Raw genomic sequence first — 22,586 nt, 5'->3', positions numbered from 1 at the left:
AGCAATATGAGTGAAAAATAAAAAATACAATTATATAAAAAACATCCCAATTTTAACCTTTGTTAATTTTATTTAGTTAGGTAATCGCTAATATCACCGCCGCCGAGTAGGTAAGTGAAGGACTTATTTTTACCAGTAGTACCCAGCGGAAAGGAGTGTGATATGAAAAGTAGTATTGCAATTACGAGTAAAGTGTTTGATTGCGCCGGTCGGCATCCCGGAGTTTATAATATTGATGATTTGCTTTCGGACGTAGAAGCTGGTGCTTTTGACCCTTCGAATGAGCAGATTAAGTTTGTGTTTGGTCAAGTTTTTTCTGATGAAGAAAAGCAGAAGTTAAAAGCGCTGCTTTCTCTTTCTAGTCATAACAATAAGTATCTCGCCACCATGTTAGAACCTGTTGCCGGTGGTGTTGTTCATAAGCGTCGTTCAGACAACTCCCTTATTAATCCCATATTGAAAGTCGGTGACAAGTACATGTGTGACTTAGTTGTTCCAAAGGGAAATGACATGGTTGCCGATCACGTCACTGGTGAGCATATATCCGGCATGGTGTTAATTGAAGCAGCCCGGCAGATGAGTATGGCGGTCATTGATAGCCGTTTCGATGATGGACGAAAGCGCTATCAAATTATCAATGAGCTAACGGCCGATTTCACCACCTTTGTTCATCCATTTGAGACTCGTATGGTCATGCATTTTGACGAGTTTCGTGCCAAGGGTGATAAGTGCTACATCGACTGTACTGTAGGGCTGTGGCAGGCAGATAGTTTGCGGACCTCTGTGCGAATGACTGGGATGTGCTTTTTACAGTCGTTTGCACAAAAAATGGAAAGTAAAAGTATGACAAAGATTTTGAGGGATCTAGGTGTCGGTAAAAGTATCGCTGATGTCGGCGATCTTATTTCTGACAGGGAAGTGGAGGAAGAGTTGTGATGGCGGTGGCCTTTTTTGACGTGGATGGAACCTTGTTAAGGCTCAAGTCAATGGTTTCGTTCTACTACTTCTATGTAGAAAAAGTATGTCTAACGCGAAGCGAGCGATTAGAAAAAATTCATGCTTTTAGAGAATACGTCAGTACCAATAAAGAACTACCTCGAGCGGCACTCAATGCGTGGTACTACCAGTTGTTTGAGGGTGAATCAATACAGTTGCTGGAATGTGTGGCCGCTCAATGGTGTAAGACACTGACCGAGTATGACTGGCTTGAGGAACCGTTGGAATATTTAAAACAACATAAAGCCGCAGGTAATCAGGTCGTTATGGTCTCGGGTTCTGCAGATTTTATCTTATCGCCCTTGGTTCGTATGTTGGAGGTTGACGGTCTGCTGGCAGCACCTGTTGAGGTGGTAGACGGCTTGTTGACCGGGCGATTAATTGGGCAACCAATGATAGGTCTTCAGAAAATGGTCGCCGTACGTGATTGGTTATCTGAAAGGGATATTGATCCAGCTATTTGTTATGGCTATGGCGATCACATAACCGATGTTGAGATGCTTGATTACCTGGGTAATTCGAGTTTGGTAAATCCGAGTAGTGAGTTGGAGAATTTAGGAAGAGAGAAGGGATGGGCAATATGCAAAGACAGTTTATCAACAATCATGTTTCAAAAAGCGAGCCAACTATGTTAATCGAAACGAAAGCAGCGTGGACACCACAGAGCGTCGCTGACATCCAAGATCAATGGAAGCACACTCTAACAGAACAAGAAATTGGCGAAATAATCAGTGCGACTGACAAGTGGGTTTTAGAGCAGCGCCCATTAGAAGAACTCAATCAAGGCAATTTTATCCTTCCTACATTAGGCGAACGCCTAAAAAATATTGCCAGTGATTTAGAAAACGGTCTTGGCTTCTATATGTTGACTGGGCTGCCAGTAAGTGATTTCAACTATGAAGAACTTTGCATTTTATATGCGGGTATGGGTACCTATATGGGTACGCCGATTGCACAGAGTGTTGACAATGAGTTGGTTCATGACGTCTATAGCAAGGGTGAAAGTCTGACTTCTGAAAAAGGCCGGGGTACACAGACCTGTGATTACTTGCCCTTTCATACCGATCGAGCGGACATTGTTGCTTTGCTGTGTCTACAACAGTCGAAAGACGGCGGCCAAAGCCAAATAGTCAGTGCAGTGTCAATTTATAATGAAATCGCGCAAACGCGCCCTGATTTACTGGCAGTGCTTTGCCAGAATTTTAATAACATTCGTGCACCTTGGGAGCCGAAGGTTGACGGGCCGACTTATCAAATACCCATCTTTAGCATTTACGAAGGTCAATTTGCTTGTCGTTATCTGCGTAACTTTATCCACTACGCACAGCAAGTAGAAGGAATCCCTGATTTAACTGCGCAGCAGATTGAAGCCTTAGATTTGGTCGATTCTCTGTGTGCGGACCCTCGATTCCGCTTAGATATCGATTTCGATAAAGGCGATATCCAATTCATTAACAACTTCGTGACTTTACATGGTCGTGCAGCATACAGCGAATACGATCAGCCCCATATGAAACGATTTTTGTTGCGCCTTTGGTTGTCGAGTCCAATTAGCCGCCCGTTGTCGCCTCTCTTTAAGCCGTTATATGGCAATGTGGCCGCCGGTAGCTTACGTGGCGGAATGCTAGCGCAAACCTTAGCTACACAATGTGAAACTGAAACTGCATAGGAGATAGGTATGACTACTGTAAAAATAGCGGATGATTTTCAACAAGCGTTAGATTGTCTCAATGATCTCTATGAAGTACCCGAATACTTTGAGATTGCGTATGCACAGCAGGTTAGCATGGATCGCCGCCCATTGTGGTGGATGCGATTTGTAAAAAAAGACGGTACCAATAATCAGTTAGAAGGTGAGCATTTAAGCTTGTTAGTGGATATGTTCAATTCTAGGTTGATGGGGTTTACCTATCTCGATAGCGAGAGCGCAAGCGAAGAGTCTCCTGATGAGTCACGTAGTAGCGATATGGCACTCAGCTTTATGTCGAAGGCTGCGCCTGATATCTATCCCAACCTCACTGTTAAGTGGGTTCAGCCCTTATCTCACGTTGCTAAAAACCCACCTCATGACTCGGCCCTTTATTTTGTTGATCAGCAGTCTGGAGAAAAGCAAACCCTGCTGGGAACAAGAGTGAAAATGGTCGACAGCGCTACGGGTTTATATGCTTGGGTTGTCGTTAATGAAAACGGTGAAGTGTTGAACTTCGAACGAGACATTCACTGGAGTACGTTACGTGGACGCCGTACAACCGAAGTATGGCTGCATGATGCGTATCCTTCGCACCCCGGTCGAAAGGTCATTCCAACGGATGCCGCTAAGCTAATCGCAAGCCTTGAAGAGTGAGGTGATAATACATGGATGTTAACGCAGTAATTGTAATGTTAGTTGTGTGCGCCTACGGCCTTTGGTTGGCCGTAGCCGTCTTCAACAACATTAGTGATTTTCAAACCAATAGAGCACTGATAGCGCGAATGGTCTCGATGGACGACATCAAGTCTGATCCAGTAATGGGGAATAATTTGCAATGGCGCGCGATGGATGGCAGACGCTGGTCACTATTTATTTTTTTACCTGTTGTTTTTTATCAGGTGTTAACGGTGGCGCAATTCGCGGTTGCTGGCGCGTCAGTGGTAGTCGATTTATGGACGACAGGAAGCATCTCCCATAGTTTGGTTACGCAAATTAATATTGCTTTTTTATTAGCGCTGATGTTGTGGTTTACCTTTCTGATAGGCGGGTTGTGGTTCGGCTATTGGATAAAAATGCCGCAAGTTCAGTCGGCACATTTGATGCTCGCGATGCTGACTTTATTCTGTATTACGTTGGTCAATATTTTGTTGCCAGCTACCTAGTGAGGACGTAGTGAGCGGCCTTCGCATTTATGCGGGTGGTCGCGTCACTTTTCGATAGAGCTCAGTAGGGTACCACTCATTGCAGCTTGCTCTTGAAAGAGCCTAAGGATTTATGATGAAACCAGATCAACGCTTTTCATGGCTGAGTAAATACGCTTGGTTACCGGCAATAAGTGCCGTTTTAATTATTGTGCTAATGGCAACAGGCGCCCAGCATCTGGGATTTAGCGGAAACTATCGCGTGTTTTTTGATAAGGGCGATACGCGAGTTACCGCTTATGACCGGATTCAAAATACCTATAGTCAGGCCGACAACATTTTATTTGTTGTTAGCGCCACAGATGGCCTCTTCACTGAGGATGCGTTGACAGCTATTCGTGAGCTAACTGAGCGCAGTTGGACATTGCCCCACGTTAGTCGGGTCGATTCAATCAGCAATTTCCAGCATTCGAAAGCGGTTGGGGATGATTTGTTGGTAGAAGATCTAGTGGGGCGACATGCGCAGCTCACGGATGCTAAAACCGATAACATCCGCCAGATTGCGAATGCTGAGCCGAGTATTGCGGGGTTGTTGCTTTCGGGCAATAACCAAGTCACCGGGATAAATCTGACTGTTCAACTACCCGCTGAGGATGCCAATGCATTACCCGCGTTGGTCGCCCAAGCCCGTGACATTGCGGATAAATTAAGATCCGATTATCCCGATCTTGAGCTACGCATGGCCGGTGAAGTGATGCTCACTAATGCTTTCATTGAGGCTACAGTCAACGACTTTACGTCCTTGTTACCGCTCATGTTCCTCATCGTCATTGTGGTAATTGCTGTTGTTCTCCGGTCAGTAGTGGCAACCGTGTATGGCGTGATTTACGCGCTGCTATCCATTGTTGGTGCAATGGGGGCCGCTGGGTGGACAGGCATGATGTTGACGCCGCCGACGTCTGTCGCACCCACCATCATCTTGACCATTGCGGTTGCGATCTATGTTCATATTTATATGACGTTCCAGCAGCAAAGGCAGCAGCTGTTAAATGGGATTAATGAGGGCCAATTACCCGCCGTTGTTAAACGGGAAGCGCTTCTGATGAGCTTAAAGCTCAACGTCAAGCCCGTTACATTGACAAGTTTAACTACAGTCATTGGTTTTCTAACAATGAACTTCAGTACCGTGCCGCCGTTTCGAGATCTCGGCAATGTCATCGCGTTTGGTGTTGTCTGCAGCTATGTTTTGTCGTTTACATTGTTGCCTGCTTTGCTCCTAATGACCCCGGCAAAATCTACGGCGACAGGATCTCCTTTTGAAAGGCCGCTAGGCTTCATGGGGCAGTGGGTATCGAAAAGGCCAACCACATTGTTTTTTATTGTACTCGCGACGGCCGTGACCTTGGGTTTGTTAGCCCCCAGAAATGAAATCAGCGAAAAATTCATTGAGCAATTTAGCCACGATATTGAGTTCCGACATACGGCTGAATACGTCAACGATAACCTTACCGGCGTGTACAACATCGAATACTCGCTTGATAGTGGCAAAGAAGCGGGTGTGTATGACCCTGGATACATGCAGTCGCTTGATAACTTTAGTCGCTGGTTGAGAAATCAAGAGGAGATCGTGCACGTGAGAACGTTCTCCGACACTTTGAAGAGACTTAATAAAAACCTTCATGGTGATGATCAGTCTTTTTACGCCTTGCCAGGAAACCGTGAAGAAATTGCACAGTACATTTTGCTCTATGAAATGTCATTGCCCTATGGTCTGGGTGTAAGCGATCAGATAAGCCTGAATAAGTCGGCAACGCGGGTGGTTGCTACCTTCGGGAACTTGTCGACGAAAGAAGCCATTGCGCTTGAAGAAAAAATAGATCGCTGGGCTAGTGAAAACCTCACCGAAATGACTGTCCACTCAGGAAGCCCGACACTCATGTTTAGTCATATTGGTGATGAAAACGTCCGCAGTATGGTGGTTGGTTTTGGTATTGGGTTTGTGTTGATCGGTATTTTTCTGGCCTTTGCCTTTAGGTCTATACGTTTTGGTGTACTTGCCATGATCGCTAATACGCTACCGATCACCAGTGCATTTGGCCTCTGGGCTTTACTGGTAGGCGAAGTGGGTATGGGTGTGAGTGTTGTTGCCGGTATGACCTTGGGAATTGTGGTGGATGACACCGTGCACTTTATTAACAAATATTTGTACGCACGGCGCACGCTCGATATGCCACCTGCTGAATCTATTACCTATTGTTTTTCGACTGTTGGCGTTGCATTGCTATGCACGACGATAATTCTGGTCTGTGGGTTTAGTGTTATCTGTTTCTCTGATTTTGCGCGCAACGCCAGTATGGCTCAAATGAATGTTATGACCATCATACTTGCACTGGTGTATGACTTTATCTTTTTACCGGCCACTATTTTAATTATGGAGAGGTTGTTCAATGAAAAATCTAAGGAAGTTCGTGAGTCAGCACGTTTTGATTCCGCTGAGCCTAGCCGCGGTTAGTTTGGTGTCGACTCCATGCCTGGCGACATCAGATTCGACCAAGGATGAAAACCTGAGTCGAGGTTTACAAATAATGAAGGAGCTTGAAGCCCGAGATACTGGGTGGGAGGCTGCTGTTGTTGATATGCAAATGACATTACGCAATGCGAGTGGAGAAGAAAGTGAGCGACAGCTGACGGTTAAATTGCTTGAAGTAGAGGGCGATGGCGATAAAACCCTGACGCAATTTAAGTCCCCTAGGGATATTCGTAATACGGCGTTTTTGTCGTATTCCCATGCGGTGGTGCCCGATGATCAGTGGATTTATATGCCGGCAATAAAACGTGTAAAACGTATCAATTCCGCCAACAAATCAGGACCATTCATGGGGAGTGAGCTTGCCTATGAAGATATTTCCTCCTTTGAATTGGAAAAATATAGCTATCGATACATTGGAGAGGAGCCTGCCGATGGCGTGGACTGTTATGTCGTAGAGCTAACCCCTCTTTACGAATATACGGGCTATTCAACCATGACGTATTGGGTAGATAAATCGCGCTTTGTGCCAATAAAAATTGAATATTATGACCGTTCGAAGTCATTGCTGAAAACACAGCATTTCGCTGGCTATCGACAGTACAATAATCAGTTTTGGCGGCCCGCTGAATCGCAGATACACAATCATCAAACAGACAGAGCAACGTTTTTGCAGTGGAGCGAGTTTGATTTTGATGTCGAGCTTAGCGATGCACACTTCAGCACTGTAGGCTTAACGAGAAGTCGGTAGGTACAGATAGTGATTGCACCTTGCTGTAGACACGCTTTAGGCTCACTTAGGTATCGACGAATTGCGTTCTGCCCGCTTTCTATTGTCCTATTGGCGTGTTGTTGCTGGAGTACCGCTCAAGCAGAACCCGTGAGCATCGCGGCAGGCTTGCACAGCAGAGTCTTTGATACCCAGGCAGAAAATGACAATGCCGATGCGGGGCTGCGTTTAAATGGTGAAGGGCGCTGGTCACTGAATGCATCAACGGATATTGCTTTCGATGTTGACGCTTTGTTGACTCAGAGGGAGCGGCGTTATGTTAATGCTCGCTCTCTATTTGCCGCTTACTATCAACCAACATGGGATATGCGTGTCGGTGTCGATACTGTCTTCTGGGGGGTGATGGAGGTTAATCATCTTGTCGATGTTATCAACCAGACAAATTATCGTGAAAGCTTTCACGCCGAAGACAAATATGGACAGCCAATGTTTGCTGCAAATATGCTGTTGGCAGCGGATACAAATATACCCTTAGCAGTAGAGTGGTACCTTTTACCTTGGACGGTTGAGAGAGAATTTCTCGACCCTGAGGTGCGTTTAGGTACCAAAGTCGTGGTTGACGAAAGTGAAGTGGCGTATGAATCTGCGCGAGGCCAGCAAAGGCTGGATCACGGTGGTCGAGTTTCTCAAACACTCGGCATCTGGAATTATGCTGTTAGCTACTTTTATGGCAACACTCGCTCACCAACACTTCGCCCCTTAGAGAGCATGGCTGGCTCAGCGACGGAATATTTTCCTTATTACAGTGTGGTACGCCAAGTGGGTATCGAATCGCAAGTAACGCTAGATCATGTGATTTATAAGTTAGAAGCGATTAACGTGAACACGCTTGATGAAAGTTATCAGGCCGCCTCGGTAGGTTTCGAATACACTCACGCAGGTGTATTTGATTCTTCTATCGATGTGGGCTACATCATGGAGTACAGTATCGATGACCGTGATGCGTCACAAACAGTGTATCAGCGCGATGTGTTTGCGGGTTTCCGGCTTGCATGGAATAACATGCAATCAAGCGAATTAATTGCCGGGATCAATAGCGACTTAGAGACTGGCAGTGATGTATTTCGTATCCAGTTTGATTCTAGAGTGGGAAATCAAATGGCGTTAAGTCTTGATGCATGGCTATTTATGGATGTTGATAGAGACGACGTAATTTACGCTTTGCGTGATGATTCTTATATTGAACTGGAACTAGAATACTATTTCTAATGGATGAGATTTGTGCGTATTCAAAATCAATGGTGTGTTTTCCGATGTTGTTGTAACAGATCATCACGGGTGATAATGCGTAAGCCCAAGTGGATAGCTAGGCATTGGTTAGCAATATTCACCTTGTTTATGATAAATGGATGTGTGGGAGGCGAAGTAATGTTAGATGAAGGAATAGAGCATACGCAATCGGGTGCTGCTGTTGTAGACAATGAGCCTGACCACTCGAACAGTGATGAGAGCGATACACAGGGTTCTCTTCGACCTGGTGCTCGTTATATCAACGGGCAGTATAAAAATACCCATCCGACTCAGGATCTACGGGACGATTTGACAAAGTTTGATGTGGCTAAGCGCTACATATTTGATAAAAATCCCAAAGCAGAACCGAAAACGTCGCTACCATTGATAGCGATGCAAAAAGCCGAGTTAGAGCAAGAGCGAGAGAATAGTCAAATACACTTGTATCGGTTGGGACACTCTAGCATTTTACTTAAGCTCGCCAGTGAGTATTGGCTTATCGATCCCGTTTTCTCCACTCGCGCGTCACCATTTTCTTTGTTTGGTCCAAAACGTTTTCATCCTGCGCCTTTACCTATAGAGCAGTTACCCAAAATAAAAGGCATTATTATTTCGCATAACCACTATGACCATTTGGATGAAGAAACTATTCGTCGCCTGAGAAACTATGCAGATTTTTTTGTTGTGCCTTTAGGGGTGAAAAATATTCTTCATAAGTGGGGTGTTTCAAAAGATAAAATTACTGAGTTAGATTGGTGGCAGAGCACAGCCGTGGGTGATGTATCGATCACTGCGACACCGGCACAACATTTTTCAGGAAGAAGCCTTGTGGATGGAGACGCGACGTTGTGGTGTTCTTACGCGATAACATTTCAAGGCCATTCGATATTTTTTAGCGGTGATTCCGGCTACTTTGACGGATTTAAATCTATAGGCGATGCTCTGGGGCCATTCGATATCGTGATAATGGAAGCGGGTGGATATGATAAAGATTGGCCCGATGTACATATGACACCCGAAGGTGCAGTTGATGCGTACTTTGACTTGGGTGGGCGCTACCTTTTACCAATTCATAATGGAACGTTTAACCTGGCTTTTCACGATTGGCAGGACCCCTTTGAGCAAGTGCTAAAATATAGCGAAGTGAAAGGGGCAATCACGTTGTTCCCTCGATTTGGTGAGCGAGTCGAGCTAGAACAACCGGGTCAATTTAGCCTGTGGTGGCGTGACGTAGAGTAGGCTTTTTCTACTATCGTTTACTTATATGGCTGTTGTCGTTACGGAGACGGCTATTCGCTACTCCACTCTATACCCATCGTTTCGGCACGTTTACGCCATCGTTGCCGAGCGACTTTCCGCAAATCTTCAGCTTTATCTCCTTCGTCGACAATTTCTAGCCCGACTAATGTCTCGAAAATATCTTCCATGGTAATGAGACCCTTCAGAGACCCATATTCGTCAACAACATATAGAATATGCGTGTTCTTACTTACAAACACTTCAAAACAGCCAAGCAGCGACAACTTATCGAGTACACCATGCATCTCGCGTTGGTATGTGCTAATCGCATTATTTCCGTTATCTCGTGCTCTTGCTAACAGTAAATCAGAGCGAAGAACAAATCCTTCGATGGTATCAGGGTCTTTGCTATAGATCGGGATGCGGGAAAATCGACTGTTTTTGTATTTGTTAAAATAAAACTCCACCGAACAGCTGGCTTGTAACTTGAACATAACCGTATTGGGCGTATAAACGTCTTCTACGTGAAGTTCGTTGAGTTTAAATAAATTATTGAGGATTCGAGCTTCAGAAGGCGCGAGTTGACCCTCCTGTTCCCCTAAGTTTGCCATAGCGGCAAATTCGTCTCGGCTAAATCCTTCGAGTGACGTATGGCTCGCAAATGACCGGGTTAATAACCGAGAGACCCAAACTAACGGGTAGAGCACTATCACTAAATACTTTAGCGTATACGCGGTAGCGGGTGCGAGTTGGCGCCAGTAGCGGCTACCCAGTGTTTTGGGAATGATTTCTGAGAAAAATAAAATCAGTAATGTCAGTACTGCGGAGGTTAAGCCAATGGCACCGCTACCAAATACTTTGGCTGACTGTGCGCCAACACCAGCGGCTCCGACGGTATGAGCAATGGTATTAAGAGACAGTATCGCAGACAGGGGAGCTTCAATATCTGTTTTTAGCGATTGCAGAATGTTTGCTGATGGTTTTCCTTGCTCATCCAATAATTTTACGTAGGCGGTGGTGATGCTGAGTAATACTGCTTCAGCGATAGAGCACAAAAAGGAGAAGCCAAGTGCAACGGCTAGATAAATAAGTAGGGCAGTCATGTTTTTTGGCAATTAGAGTTTCAATGTAAGAACAACGGACTCTAGCAGTTTAGACGAGTGCTGTGTAGTCGCCCAGTCTTTTGCTTTTTTAGAGAGTGGAAGGGCACGAAGCGCAACAATAAGCAGCGAAGCATTATTTGGGCTTGGCAGGTTGGTTTGGTCTTAGCGAACCGTAAAAATTTGTCGAGTCGCTAGCCTGGCGCCTTGACTCAAGTAGGGGGTCATACGGAGAAAGAGTCGTCCTAGTGCTTCTCCGTGCTGGTCCAAAAAGTCGCTCCCCTCAAGCCCCAACTCTGATTCATTGGCTGCGGTGAGTTCACAAAAGTCTCGTAATTCCTGGGCATTGAGGTAACGTGTCTGCCCAGTAAAACGATCTCTATAGACAGGTGGGGTGCTGATGCCAACCTGGCTGAAGAAATGCTTGCGATCACAAGCGCAGTAACAATACACCACGGACTCAGCCTGTGCTCCAATCACATCAGCGATTTTGTCTCGTTGAGTGCGATTTACCAAAGCGGCTTCAAACTCCGCTGTACCGTATGCCGCGTGGTACAAACCGGCGTCTTGTAAATAGCTGGGGGCTTCCCACTCCGCTAGCAGGGCTCGGGTGCCTGAAAGATGCTCGAGTAAATTACCATTGATGTGGGCAAAGTCCCCGGCACCAAGGTCTGCGAGTTGCTCAAATGGATCAGTTGTTTTGGCATGTTCGATCATACTGAGCAGTATATGTGGCTTTACGCTAGACCGAAATATGGCTCCAGCGCTTGCGGTGCCAAATGGTGACGAACATCGCGGTTTGAACAATGTACATAACCAGCATGCTGATAAAAATGCCTAATAGTCCATAACCTAAATGGACGCCAAAGAACCAGTAAAGCGGCAAGCGAAGCAACCATTGGTTGCCAAATGTAATTAAAAACACAGAGCCAACAGCGCCAGCACCTACCAAAGCCATTGAGAGTGTACGTCCCAGAGCTTCTATCCATATGCCGATAATCATTAACCGGAGGGGTATCAATGCCAATTGTGCCGTGCTGGGGTCTTTAGTAAAGATAGCGATAATATGATCGGCGTTAAAAAAGAAAACTACCCCCACGATTAACAATAGCCCCGAACCTAAAGAAGCGATTTCCCAGCCCCACTGCACTGCATCGTCGACGTTCTTTTTACCCAAAGCACCGCTAACCAATGTGGTGGCCGTGGTACCCAATCCGATAGCGAGCATGATAGAAGTCATCATAATCACCATGACAATTTGAAATGCTGCCAGGGGTTTTGTACCCAATAGTCCGACGATGAAAACAAATACCATCATCCCCAAAGCAAACAAAAATTGTTGAATACCCATCGGTAGTGAATAACTAATAAGCATTTTGTAGACTGTTTTATCTGGGCGGGTTGCAAAGAGACGTTTGGGGCCCACAATTGCAAGAACCAGTGCGACGTTGACTAGGAGCGCGATAGCATTTGCGAGGCTGGTACCAAGACCAGCGCCAGCGACTTCGAGGCGAGGCAAACCGAGATGCCCAAAAATGAATAAGTAGTTAAAGAGCGCGTTAAACACCAATTGAATGATTACGGTAATTAAGTTGAGGATGGGGCGTTGCATGCCCAACCAAAACCCCGCAAACGCCATCGCGCAGCCTCCAAAGACGAGGCTGGGAAATACTGTGTATAGGTATGAGCGCGCGTAAGTGACAACGGCTTCATCAGAATTAATGAAGCTAGCGGAAGCGGGCAGCACGAGGTAGCTTGCAGCCGTCACAAAGAGGCTTGCGATAAATGCTGATATCAAGCCCCCGACAAGCATGGTTGGGGCTGCATCAATTTGTCCTTCACCCATTCGCCGAGCAACGAGTAACTGTACCGCGACATTAACACCCATCAGCAGTGAAAAGACTAGAAAAAACAGATTAGCCCCTACACTAACCGATGCCAGGGCTGTATCACCTAGCTGCCCGATCATGGCGGTGTCGATTAGTCCCATTAGGTTTGCACTTAGCATCGTGCCGAGGATTGGTGCCGCGAGCGCAGAGATACGGAGCACTCGACTTTTCGATAAAAACGATGTTGAAGGGCCGATAGAGTTCGCGCTGTCATTCGACACGTTTGGCTCCTTGCGCGCATTTGATCCGTGAATAGAGAGGGCGCTAATTAACGCACAAGTAGTGTCTTTAATCTACTGGTAAGTGGATTTGTAAGAGGTGAGGCGCTTCGCTCTGCGAGAGGTTTTGGATTAAATTAAACTTCCTTACACTTGGTGAGTGTCGATGATACTAAGAGTTGGCGTACTATTTTCGCTGTTCACCAAAACCCTGGAAGATCCGTTATTCATAAATCAAGAGAGACTGTAAATGAAGCAATTGTCGAATACTAAGAATGTTGTTCGTTGGTTAGGGCGTTTATGTGGGGCCACGGGGATAATACTCGCATTGATATGTTTGATAGCACCAGCGGGTGTATGGGTAGGACTTTGGGATTTTCGCCGAGGCTTTTCGATTCTTCGTTTTGTTGATAGCTGGGGTTTATGGTTTGTCTACAGTGGCTTAGCATTGATGATGTTAATGGTGCTTACTGCGTTGATAAGCCAGCCCCGTCAGCCTTTCCTAAAGTCTGGGATTTTTGCTGCGGTGGGCTTGGCGTTGGGCGTGCTCGCTTGGATGGTGCCGCAGTCATACCGCCCTACGGAGGGGGAGAATATTCCGGCAATTCACGATATCACAACCAACCCCGAGAGCCCGCTATCCTTCGAAACCATAGTGGCCCTGCGTGGCGATAGCAGCAATACATTGGTATACGGTGGTGCGCCTGGTATGACCCCGGAAAAATTGGCAATGTTGCAACGTGAAGCGTATCCCCAGATTGTGCCTCAAACCTATGCCGAGTCAGCGAATGATACCTATCAGAGAGCACTACAGGTAGTGGAGTCGCTAGGTTGGGAGATAGTGTCGACCGATGAAGCACGCGCGCGCATTGAAGCCGTCGATACGACTTTTTGGTTTCGATTCAAAGATGATGTAGTGATCGATATCGATCCTTATGACGGTGGCAGCGTGCTGAATGCTCGATCGATTTCACGCGTTGGGCGTAGCGATGTGGGAAAAAATGCGGCGCGCTTGTTAGCTTTTTTTGAAGTGATGAAAGCCAATTAGGTACAACTTTTCTGGGTCACCAGTTCTGGTGACTCTTCTCTTTATCTTCCGTAGTATTCAAGTGCTCGTTTAAGTGTTAGCGCTCAATATAAAACGTAAAAAATAAGTAGATGGTCGTGACAATCGTATTTTCACTATGAGAAAATAGGAGGCTTTTTTTGCGATTTTTAGTGAATTATTTGGCAGTGCTGGAGAAATGTGTTGGCGGGAATTAGATAGTTCTCACGACACTTCGGAAGTGGTTAACCAGTACTTTAATCACAAATAAAAAGTAGATCAAGCAACTTTACATATTTCTAACATTGAAAGAGGCTGCGAATGGAAACTGACAAAATCAGTATTTCGATGAATTTACCCAACGTGGAATTACGTGTGTTGAATTATGGTGGGCCTGAAGATGCGCCTGTTATTTTTCTCATTCATGGTTTGGGGCTTACCTCAAATGCAACAGTGTGGGATTGGGTAGCGCCAATGCTGACTCAGGATTATCAGGTGTTTGCCATTGATATGCGCGGTCATGGACAAAGTTCTTTGCCAGCGGATGAGGACTTTTCCTTTGGAGCAATTACCAATGATATTCATTTGGCTCAAAAGCTATTGGGGTTTTCAACTGTGCTTTGTGTCGGTCATTCTTGGGGCGCAGACATTGCGTTGCAATATGCGGTCAATTTTCCTGATGCGGTAAAAGGAGCGATTGCTATTGATGGTGGTGTGCTTGGGCTAAACAAGGTGATGACTTGGGATCAAGCCAATGTGGTATTTGAACCTCCTCGCTGGCAGGGTATGAAAATGAAAACGTTTCAAGAAAGCGTGATGGAGACCTTTTTAGAGACCAGGCACCAGGAACAGCAAGCCGAAGATTTTCATCAGCTCTTTGACATCATCATGGGAAGCTTTCGCCGCAACCAAAATGGTTCCATCGAGCCAGTAATGAGTTACGAAAACCAATTGCGTGCAATGAAGTACATGTTCGAGCAGGCGTGTGACGACGTCTATTCAAGGGTGAGATGTCCTACGTTGTTCATTTCTTGTAATCCGCCCCAGCCAATAGATGATATGACCAGTAGATATATCGCATGGCGGGACACGACCTTGGATGTTGTAGTCGGTGCCAAGGCTAATCGCCGTCGAATGGTTATAGATGGTGCCATACACGATGTCATTCTACAAAAACCTGCTGAAGTTGCGGCACATATAAAGATGTTTTCTGGCAAGCGCCGGTAAATATAAGCCTCTCGATTGGGGCTTTCTGACCTTAGTATTCAGTGGATTGAATGTTCGAGAGAACAACCCGGTGTGGCAGCCGGGTTGTTAAGTAGGGGAATATCGGGCAGGATTCAACTCGACTACGCATATTGATAAGAGGGAATAATGAACCAGCTCGATCAACTCAAGCAATACACAACCGTCGTTGCCGATACCGGTGATATCGAATCTATTCGGCGCTTTAAACCAGAAGATGCGACGACCAACCCATCGTTGATCTACGCTGCAGCGCAAATGCCTCAATATCAGTCATTTGTCTCCGATGCTATTGCGTATGGTAAGGCCCAACCGGGAGAGGATTGGGTTAGCCAAGCGGTGGACAAGTTGTCGGTTAACTTTGGTATCGAACTCAGCAAGGTCGTTCCTGGTCGAGTATCGACGGAAGTCGATGCGTCTCTCTCCTTTGACTCTCAAGCCACTATCGAGAAGGCGAAAAAATTGATCGCTTTATATGACGAGGCAGGTATCGGGCGCGATCGTATTTTGATAAAAATTGCCGCTACCTGGGAAGGTATCCAAGCGGCCAAAGCGCTAGAAGAGGAAGGTATTAATTGTAATGTCACATTGCTTTTCAGTTTCGCTCAAGCGGTTGCTTGTGCAGAGGCCGGGGTGTTTTTAATTTCCCCGTTTGTTGGCCGCATTCTTGATTGGTACAAGGCCAATACTGATGAGATTTATACCGCTGAGAATGACCCGGGTGTGTTATCTGTGAAGCAAATTTATCAATACTTCAAAAAGTTTAATTATTCGACGGTGGTGATGGGTGCAAGTTTTCGTAATGTGGATGAAATCTGTGCGTTGGCGGGGTGTGATCGTTTGACAATTTCGCCCGCACTGTTGAACGAACTATCTGAGTCCTCCGATCCGTTGCCTGAACAATTATCAGTTGAGAAAACTAAGTCATTAAATTTGGAGCGCATTGAGTTAAATGAAACGACATTTCGATGGATGTTAAATGAAGATGCTATGGCGACTGAAAAATTAAGTGATGGAATTCGGCGTTTTCATCAAGATTATTTAAAGTTGTGCCAACTAATTGAAAGCAACGCGTAAAAAACAGGTGCTTACATTAATGTGAGCACCAATTTTTCCAACCGTTGTTCCCGCCAAAATGTAGATCTGGATAACACTTTAAATACTAAACGGGTAATTCTTTCGACCGACGGATTGTGTAGTATTTTATTTGTCATACACCTGCTCTATTATACCTCAACAGATTTGTGAGGTGATTTTACCTGCAACCACTATTTCTGATTCGGTACCAATTTTGGGGTGTACCGTAGACTTATCTTCTTGAATTTATACGCGGTCTCGAAAATTAAGCTCAGGGCTTAACGCATTTCGGGAAGTTTTTTCAATATGTTGAGTTATGGGGTGGATGTATCGCCATGAGAAAACACGTTATCGCAGGTTGCTTTTTAGCATTGATCCATTCGCCTTTTTCTTTTGCTGTCAGCGAAAGTTCGCAAACATCGCTAACCCACAGTCATTTAAATGGTGTCTCGATCTACGAAGAGTTACGTCGGAAGTACTTTGTGACAGAGCTCTACACCTCGGTCCCGGTCCAATCGATTACCCAATTACATGAACAGGGCGGCGAGGTGCAGTTGGAAATCAAGTTTCTGCGGGAGATGCCCACAAATAAGTTCTCACAATTGTGGGTTAGAGGCGCAGTAATCAACAATTCTGACGCGTTAATTATCCAAGAAAAAGCCAATCTTGACGCTTTTGCCAGCACATTTACCAACAGCTTCAAAGCGGGTGATTCAGTTGTTCTTCACTTTGATGGCGAAACTAACATGTCGATTTTTTACAATAAGCGTCTGCTAGCAACTTATGCATCTTTAGATTTGATGGGCGTGTTACTTAACGCGGTTGCAGGGGATGTGCCTTTGTCTTCGTCATTTAAGCGAGAACTGTTTGCCGGTGGACAGGTTGATCGTGAACTTAAGGCAGTCACGCAACAACTACAGTTAAAAGCTGCCAGTGGCGATTTAAGTGTGGCTCAAAACTAATTGATATTGCTCTGTTATCTGGGCTTCAAACTGTCTAACCTTTCTTCCAAATTTGGTCGTAGCTTCTCTGAAATAGGGGATGCTATAGCTTGTCGCAGTACATCAGGGTCTGGTTGTTTACTGTGGCGATGATGAAAAACATCTTTGAGTGTCGGATAGTTTTCGCGGTTTGGAATAAAGTCCACCGCATTGCCTCTTGATACATTCCCTGCCTGAATAACTCTAGCATACGCACCAGATCGATTGGCAGCGACAAATTCTTTTAGGAATGTTGTATCACCCATACGTGCGGCAAAAGTTGCGCAGGGTACGCGCGGCGATGTCAGCTCTAGAACGACGTTTTTGATTTTCAAGCGATCACCCACCCGAAAATCAATATTGGCTAAACCCTGCAACGTGAAATTTTCCCCAAAGGTACCGGGCGGTAGCGCCTGGTCTAATTTTTCTTCCCACCATTGATAGTCCTCTAGATGGTAACAGTAGATCGCTTGATCTAGCCCTCCGTGAAATTTCGTATTGATAATGGTATCCCCCGTCACACCGAGTGGCCCGACATGCATACTAGTGTCGCATGCTTCTTTGAATATTCCAGTGAGTTGGGATTTCTTTCCTATCGTAAGAGTTTTAGCGTCGGATAAATTGACAGAAATTAATTGCATAGTATTACTCGACTCGAGATGACAAAGGTGATGATAAACCTCAAACGGTTTCCGAAAAAGACGATTGTGATTGATATCTGCAATCGATAGATATGCACCAATTAGAGGCTGAGTGTCTGAAATTGATGCGTAACGTTGCGCGTTAGTATTGCAACTTAATCTGCAAAAGACATCAATAAATTGTTATAAAACCGAGGGTTACGAAAAGTTTTCAGGCTTGGCACAGAGTTCGCAAGATAAGTAGTGAAGGCACTGCCGGAAAATTTTGGAGCACTTGTGTTGCAGTTGTTCGGGAATGCTTTCCGCCTTTTATTGACCTTTTTCAAAAGGAGAGGATGTTATGACTTGTTCAACCTTATTGTTGTGGAGCAGCGTGTACGCATCAAAAGAGGATATTCGTAGTTCGATTGTTCGAACTTACCATGGTCATGTTTTCTGACGAAGTTTGAAAAAGTACTGAGGCAATAAGCCCCTCTGGAGTAATGCGATGCAAATACTCCAGAGGGGTTTACGAGTAAGTGGGGTTTACGAGTTAGTCATTTGCGAGTTCGTCACTTACGAGTAAACCTCATTGCTTTCTCAAACAACGTTCTGTTCTACCCGCAGTGAATTAACGTATTACTCTAATTGTTGTTCGGGATCGCTTTTACTGCGAATTCTCTTATCTCAGCTCTCTAACCCTCAAGACCTGAAGTCTATGTCCTTAAAGCCGGTTAGGTTTCCCTTCTCTACGATCTAAGCTCCCTAAGCTCATTTGCCCAAAATAGTGTGCCTCCAATCACTGCGGCTGGCATCACCAGAATATTGATTATCGGTATCATTAAGCAGAGTATAACGACTCCACCGAAACCTAATGTGCTCCATAGGCGTTGCCGAAGCAAAGATCGAAACACGCTGAACGGTGTTTGATGGTTGTCGGCAGCATAGTCGCTGTACTGAATAGCCATGCTCCATATGGCCCAAATAATGGCGAGGGCTGGGCCAATAACAGGTACAAAACTCAAAATAAATACTATTAGACTTCGCCAAAGGAAATACCATAGTTTGGTTAGTTCTCGTCCTATGGTGCGCGGGATTAACTGGCTTAGTGTTTCGTCAGGAATCTCAACGTCACTGGCAATTTCCTCTGTACGCTCAGCTAGGATGCCATAAAACGGCGCAGCGATAATATTGGTGATGGCGCTAAAGCAATAGCCGTAGAATACGGCAATCAACACGCCCAGTACGGTAATGGCAATCCAGGCAAGAAATTCTAGAAAGTCGGGAAGCCAGCCTAACAGGTAATTAAGGAGTTGATCAAAATAGTGAAAGAACGCCCCAGTGATCAAGAAAAAGACGATGGTATTGATCAAAATCGGTATGATTAAAAATGAACGGAGCTTGGGGTGCTTCAGCAAATTCACCCCATCCAAAAAATATTTAATGCCAGACGCTAGGTTGTTTTGATTCATGATTGAGTCCCAATAATAAAAAAGAGGCGTGAGCCTCTTTTTCAGCGACGTTGGATTCAGCGATTAATGGGCGCCTGCGTTTTGTAAGGCCTCTAGGTATTCTTCGCCCAGTCGATGTTGATTAACTATTGTGAGGATAGTTTGCCCCTGGGGGTTAGTCGCATTGATGTCGCGACCGGCTTCTAGAAAAAAGCCGACAAAGGTAGCGAAGTTTTCTGGAATCATACCTCTGTAAGCTTTCTCCAATAAATGAAAGTCTTGGTTGACGCCTTCTGGTGGCTCGAACGCTAAAAAGCTTCTGATGCGCTCATCGTCAAAATGCTCGCCTAACACTTTTTGTTTATCTTTCTTTAAACTCATAACGAATCTCTTTTGTTTAATCTTGGTGTTTGTATGCGCTATTGATCATTCAGTTTTTTCAACAAGATCTCATTCACCGCTTGTGGGTTGGCCTGGCCTTTTGAGGCTTTCATTATTTGACCGACAAAGAAACCCAGCATTTTGGGACGTTTTTTCTCATCTGCGCTGCGATAGTTGTCCACTTGCGCCTGGTTGTTGGCAATGACATCATCCACCATCTTTTCCAGTGCCCCAGTGTCTGAGACTTGTTTTAAGCCTTTACTTTCAATGATGCTGTCCGCATCGCCTTCACCTGCCCACATGCTTTCAAACACTTGCTTGGCAATCTTACTGGAGATGGTGCCGTCGTCAATCCGCGCTATCAACCCAGCGAGTTGTTCTGCGCTGATGGGTGATTGGCTGATAGATATCTCTTCCTGGTTCAATCGCGCCGCTATATCTCCCATTATCCAGTTCGCAGCCAGTTTAGCTTGGCCAGATAATTTGGCAGTTGCTTCAAAATATTGGGCGGTAGCGGCATCCCCTGAGAGAATATCTGCATCGTAGGCAGACAGTCCTAGTTCTTCGATGTAGCGCTGCTTTTTCGTTTCCGGCAATTCCGGTAATTGCTGGCGCACACGTTCGATATAAGCGTCATCTAATACAACGGGCAATAAGTCCGGACAGGGAAAGTAGCGGTAATCGTTAGACTCTTCTTTCGAGCGCATAGATCGAGCTTGCTTGGTGTCACCATTATAAAGTCGCGTTTCTTGACGGATGCTGCCACCGCTTTCCAATACTTCAATTTGGCGCTCGACTTCCATCTCGATAGCTTCTTCCATAAACCGGAAAGAGTTGAGGTTTTTAGTTTCAGTGCGGGTGCCCAATTCTTCCTGTCCATAGGGGCGAACAGAGATATTCACGTCGAAGCGCATAGAGCCTTGCGACATTTCACCATCACAAATACCTAAAGAGGTTACCAAGCTGTGTAGTTTTTTTGCAAAGGCAACGGCTTCTTCTGCATTACGCATGTCGGGTTCCGTTACGACTTCGATCAGTGGTGTGCCCGCTCGGTTAAGGTCGATACCGGACATACCGTGAAAATCTTCATGTAGCGACTTACCTGCGTCTTCTTCTAGGTGAGCGTGATGAATGCGCACATCTTTGGTTGAGCCACCTTCGAGTTGTACTGTGACTATGCCGGCGCCAACAATTGGCTCCGCCAATTGGGTCGTTTGATAGCCTTTGGGAAGGTCTGGGTAGAAATAGTTTTTACGCTCAAATACCGAGTGCTTGTTGATATCGGCATTAATCGCGAGGCCAAACATCGTGGCGAAACGAAACGCTTCTTCGTTAGGCGATGGCAAGGTCCCTGGCATCGCTAAATCGATGGCGCTGGCTTGTGTATTGGGTTCAGCCCCAAATGTTGTGCTGGAGGCCGAAAATAATTTTGATTTTGTGGCGAGCTGGACGTGAATCTCTAGCCCGATAACTGTTTCCCATTGCATCTGCTTATTCCTCACTCAATACCTTGGGGAGCAAGCTGATGGAAATCAGTTGCACGTTGAAATTGATGCGCAATATTTAACATGCGCGCTTCGTCCCAATCTTGTCCGATGATTTGCAGGCCAACAGGTTTTTGGTCAACGAGGCCGCAAGGAATAGACATTCCGGGTAACCCTGCAAGGTTGGTAGCAATGGTATAGATATCTTCCATGTACATGGCAACGGGATCTTTCTTTGCGCCAAAACCAAATGCGGTGGATGTCGCTGTTGGGCCAACTATGACGTCAACTTCTTTAAATGCATCCATAAAGTCTTGCTTGATAAGACGACGTGTTTGTTGCGCTTTGCGGTAATAGGCGTCGTAGTATCCCGCGGACAAGGCATAGGTCCCCACCAAAATACGGCGAATGACCTCATCACCAAACCCTTCACCGCGTGAACGTTTGTACATATCTTCCAAATCTTTGGGGGATTCGCAGCGGTAACCGTATCGAGCGCCGTCAAAGCGAGACAAGTTGGCAGAACATTCCGCTGGTGCAATGACGTAATAGGTGGGTACTGCTAAATGTGAATGAGGCAAGCTGACTTCTTTAATCGATGCGCCAAGTTTTTCCAACTCTTCGAGAGCAGCCCGCACAGCTTGTTCTGTCCCAGGGTTTAAACCTTCACCAAAATATTCTTTCGGTACACCGATTTTTAAACCGCTGATGTCGTTGTTGAGCGAAGCGCAGTAATCGGGGATTGCATGATCAATGCAGGTGGAGTCTTTATTATCAAAACTTGCCATTGCTTGCAGCATGATGGCGGAGTCTTCAGCGGTGCGTGTTAACGTTCCCGCCTGGTCGAGGCTTGAGGCAAAAGCGATCATGCCCCAGCGAGAGACGCGCCCGTAGGTAGGTTTTAACCCGGTTAAACCGCAAAGTGACGCTGGTTGTCGAATCGAGCCGCCGGTATCTGTTGCAGTAGCGCCTGGCGCAATACGTGCCGCAACAGCCGCAGCTGAACCGCCCGATGAGCCGCCAGGCACGCAATCTGTCGACCAAGGGTTTTTCACTGGACCGTAGTAGCTAGTCTCGTTAGATGAGCCCATGGCGAATTCATCCATGTTGGTTTTACCCAGCATGACAGCACCCGTCGTTGCTAAATTTTCAACTACAGTGGCGTCGTAAGGTGCTAAGAAGTTGTCTAGCATTTTTGAGCCGCAACTGGTTCGAATGCCTGTGGTGCAAAAAATATCTTTGTGCGCGATTGGTATTCCACACAATGGCGAATCATCATTGTTGGCAAGGCGCTCATCGGCAGCTTTTGCTTGCGCTAACGCGGTGTCCTCAGTAATGGTGATATAACTGTTATAGGTTTTATCCAGGCGTTGAATGCGCCCAAGAAAATGTTGTGCTAATTCAACACTGGAAAATGATTTGTCACGTAAGCCTTTTGCCAGCTCCGCGATGGTTAGGTTATGCATCGAAGGGAGTTCCTGA

The 22,586-nt window shown here is 45.8% G+C and carries 21 protein-coding genes; 13 read left to right on the top strand and 8 right to left on the bottom strand.

What is annotated here, in order from left to right; genetic code table 11:
• The first annotated feature begins 162 nt into the window (after nt 1–162).
• The 9 genes from ACZ5NB_RS12600 to ACZ5NB_RS12560 all read left to right on the top strand — a co-directional run bounded on the left by ACZ5NB_RS12600 (nt 163) and on the right by ACZ5NB_RS12560 (nt 9,614).
• Nucleotides 163–936, top strand: coding sequence for an AfsA-related hotdog domain-containing protein (locus ACZ5NB_RS12600; RefSeq protein ID WP_460233980.1), 774 nt, complete (start codon nt 163–165; stop codon nt 934–936).
• On the top strand, nt 936–1,631 hold the full coding sequence (locus ACZ5NB_RS12595; protein WP_460233979.1) for an HAD family hydrolase: 696 nt from the start codon (nt 936–938) through the stop codon (nt 1,629–1,631). The genes ACZ5NB_RS12600 and ACZ5NB_RS12595 overlap by 1 nt, the downstream gene beginning before the upstream one ends.
• Nucleotides 1,625–2,665, top strand: a complete 1,041-nt coding sequence (locus ACZ5NB_RS12590) for a TauD/TfdA family dioxygenase (protein WP_460233978.1) — start codon at nt 1,625–1,627, stop codon at nt 2,663–2,665. Before ACZ5NB_RS12595 ends, ACZ5NB_RS12590 begins: the two co-directional genes overlap by 7 nt.
• A 9-nt stretch (nt 2,666–2,674) precedes the next feature.
• The gene (locus ACZ5NB_RS12585) at nt 2,675–3,340 is read left to right on the top strand and encodes a hypothetical protein (protein ID WP_460233977.1); all 666 of its coding nucleotides are present in this window, start codon (nt 2,675–2,677) and stop codon (nt 3,338–3,340) included.
• Between the two features lie 11 nt (nt 3,341–3,351).
• Nucleotides 3,352–3,849, top strand: a complete 498-nt coding sequence (locus ACZ5NB_RS12580) for a DUF2165 family protein (RefSeq protein ID WP_460233975.1) — start codon at nt 3,352–3,354, stop codon at nt 3,847–3,849.
• Nucleotides 3,850–3,961: 112 nt separating this feature from the next.
• Nucleotides 3,962–6,340, top strand: a complete 2,379-nt coding sequence (locus ACZ5NB_RS12575) for an efflux RND transporter permease subunit (RefSeq protein WP_460233974.1) — start codon at nt 3,962–3,964, stop codon at nt 6,338–6,340.
• The gene (locus tag ACZ5NB_RS12570) at nt 6,297–7,106 is read left to right on the top strand and encodes an outer membrane lipoprotein-sorting protein (RefSeq protein WP_460233973.1); all 810 of its coding nucleotides are present in this window, start codon (nt 6,297–6,299) and stop codon (nt 7,104–7,106) included. The genes ACZ5NB_RS12575 and ACZ5NB_RS12570 overlap by 44 nt, the downstream gene beginning before the upstream one ends.
• 129 nt (nt 7,107–7,235) lie before the next feature.
• Complete coding sequence (locus ACZ5NB_RS12565; RefSeq protein WP_460233972.1) at nt 7,236–8,354, top strand: hypothetical protein; 1,119 nt, start codon at nt 7,236–7,238, stop codon at nt 8,352–8,354.
• A 159-nt stretch (nt 8,355–8,513) separates the two neighbouring features.
• Entirely contained in the window at nt 8,514–9,614 is a 1,101-nt protein-coding gene (locus tag ACZ5NB_RS12560) for an MBL fold metallo-hydrolase (RefSeq protein ID WP_460233971.1), read from the top strand.
• A 50-nt stretch (nt 9,615–9,664) separates the two neighbouring features.
• On the opposite strand, the gene ACZ5NB_RS12555 is transcribed toward ACZ5NB_RS12560, so the two are convergent.
• From ACZ5NB_RS12555 to ACZ5NB_RS12545, 3 genes are all read right to left on the bottom strand, one after another.
• Nucleotides 9,665–10,717 carry a CNNM domain-containing protein gene (locus ACZ5NB_RS12555; protein ID WP_460233970.1) on the bottom strand — a complete coding sequence of 351 codons (1,053 nt, stop codon included), beginning with the start codon at nt 10,715–10,717 and terminating at the stop codon, nt 9,665–9,667.
• A 162-nt stretch (nt 10,718–10,879) separates the two neighbouring features.
• Entirely contained in the window at nt 10,880–11,431 is a 552-nt protein-coding gene (locus tag ACZ5NB_RS12550) for a DUF6817 domain-containing protein (protein WP_460233969.1), read from the bottom strand.
• A 25-nt stretch (nt 11,432–11,456) separates the two neighbouring features.
• Nucleotides 11,457–12,824, bottom strand: a complete 1,368-nt coding sequence (locus tag ACZ5NB_RS12545; protein WP_460233968.1) for an MATE family efflux transporter — start codon at nt 12,822–12,824, stop codon at nt 11,457–11,459.
• Between the two features lie 247 nt (nt 12,825–13,071).
• On the opposite strand from ACZ5NB_RS12545, the gene ACZ5NB_RS12540 reads away from it, so the two are divergent.
• The 4 genes from ACZ5NB_RS12540 to ACZ5NB_RS12525 all read left to right on the top strand — a co-directional run bounded on the left by ACZ5NB_RS12540 (nt 13,072) and on the right by ACZ5NB_RS12525 (nt 17,150).
• Nucleotides 13,072–13,869, top strand: a complete 798-nt coding sequence (locus ACZ5NB_RS12540) for a DUF1499 domain-containing protein (protein ID WP_460233967.1) — start codon at nt 13,072–13,074, stop codon at nt 13,867–13,869.
• A gap of 318 nt (nt 13,870–14,187) precedes the next feature.
• On the top strand, nt 14,188–15,093 hold the full coding sequence (locus ACZ5NB_RS12535; RefSeq protein WP_460233966.1) for an alpha/beta fold hydrolase: 906 nt from the start codon (nt 14,188–14,190) through the stop codon (nt 15,091–15,093).
• A gap of 144 nt (nt 15,094–15,237) precedes the next feature.
• Nucleotides 15,238–16,188: a transaldolase gene (gene tal, locus ACZ5NB_RS12530; RefSeq protein ID WP_460234015.1), complete on the top strand. Its 951-nt coding sequence runs from the start codon at nt 15,238–15,240 to the stop codon at nt 16,186–16,188.
• Nucleotides 16,189–16,523: 335 nt separating this feature from the next.
• Complete coding sequence (locus tag ACZ5NB_RS12525) at nt 16,524–17,150, top strand: chalcone isomerase family protein (RefSeq protein WP_460233964.1); 627 nt, start codon at nt 16,524–16,526, stop codon at nt 17,148–17,150.
• A gap of 14 nt (nt 17,151–17,164) precedes the next feature.
• Here the strand turns inward: ACZ5NB_RS12525 and ACZ5NB_RS12520 are convergent, their stop codons facing one another.
• The 5 genes from ACZ5NB_RS12520 to gatA form a co-directional block, all read right to left on the bottom strand.
• Entirely contained in the window at nt 17,165–17,809 is a 645-nt protein-coding gene (locus ACZ5NB_RS12520) for an MOSC domain-containing protein (protein ID WP_460233963.1), read from the bottom strand.
• Nucleotides 17,810–18,537: 728 nt separating this feature from the next.
• Nucleotides 18,538–19,260, bottom strand: coding sequence for a sulfate transporter CysZ (cysZ, locus tag ACZ5NB_RS12515; protein WP_460233961.1), 723 nt, complete (start codon nt 19,258–19,260; stop codon nt 18,538–18,540).
• Nucleotides 19,261–19,323: 63 nt separating this feature from the next.
• Nucleotides 19,324–19,620 (bottom strand): PA4642 family protein, encoded by a 297-nt coding sequence (locus tag ACZ5NB_RS12510; protein ID WP_460233959.1) that lies wholly within the window; start codon nt 19,618–19,620, stop codon nt 19,324–19,326.
• A gap of 38 nt (nt 19,621–19,658) precedes the next feature.
• Entirely contained in the window at nt 19,659–21,107 is a 1,449-nt protein-coding gene (gene gatB, locus ACZ5NB_RS12505) for an Asp-tRNA(Asn)/Glu-tRNA(Gln) amidotransferase subunit GatB (protein WP_460233958.1), read from the bottom strand.
• An 11-nt stretch (nt 21,108–21,118) separates the two neighbouring features.
• A complete protein-coding gene (gene gatA / locus ACZ5NB_RS12500; protein WP_460233957.1) occupies nt 21,119–22,570 on the bottom strand; it encodes an Asp-tRNA(Asn)/Glu-tRNA(Gln) amidotransferase subunit GatA in 1,452 nt (483 codons plus the stop codon).
• Nucleotides 22,571–22,586 lie beyond the last annotated feature (16 nt).

This window comes from Aurantivibrio plasticivorans, from assembly GCF_055392955.1.
The sequence above is the reverse complement of the archived record's forward strand: the minus strand, read 5'-3'. Positions and strand labels throughout refer to the sequence as shown.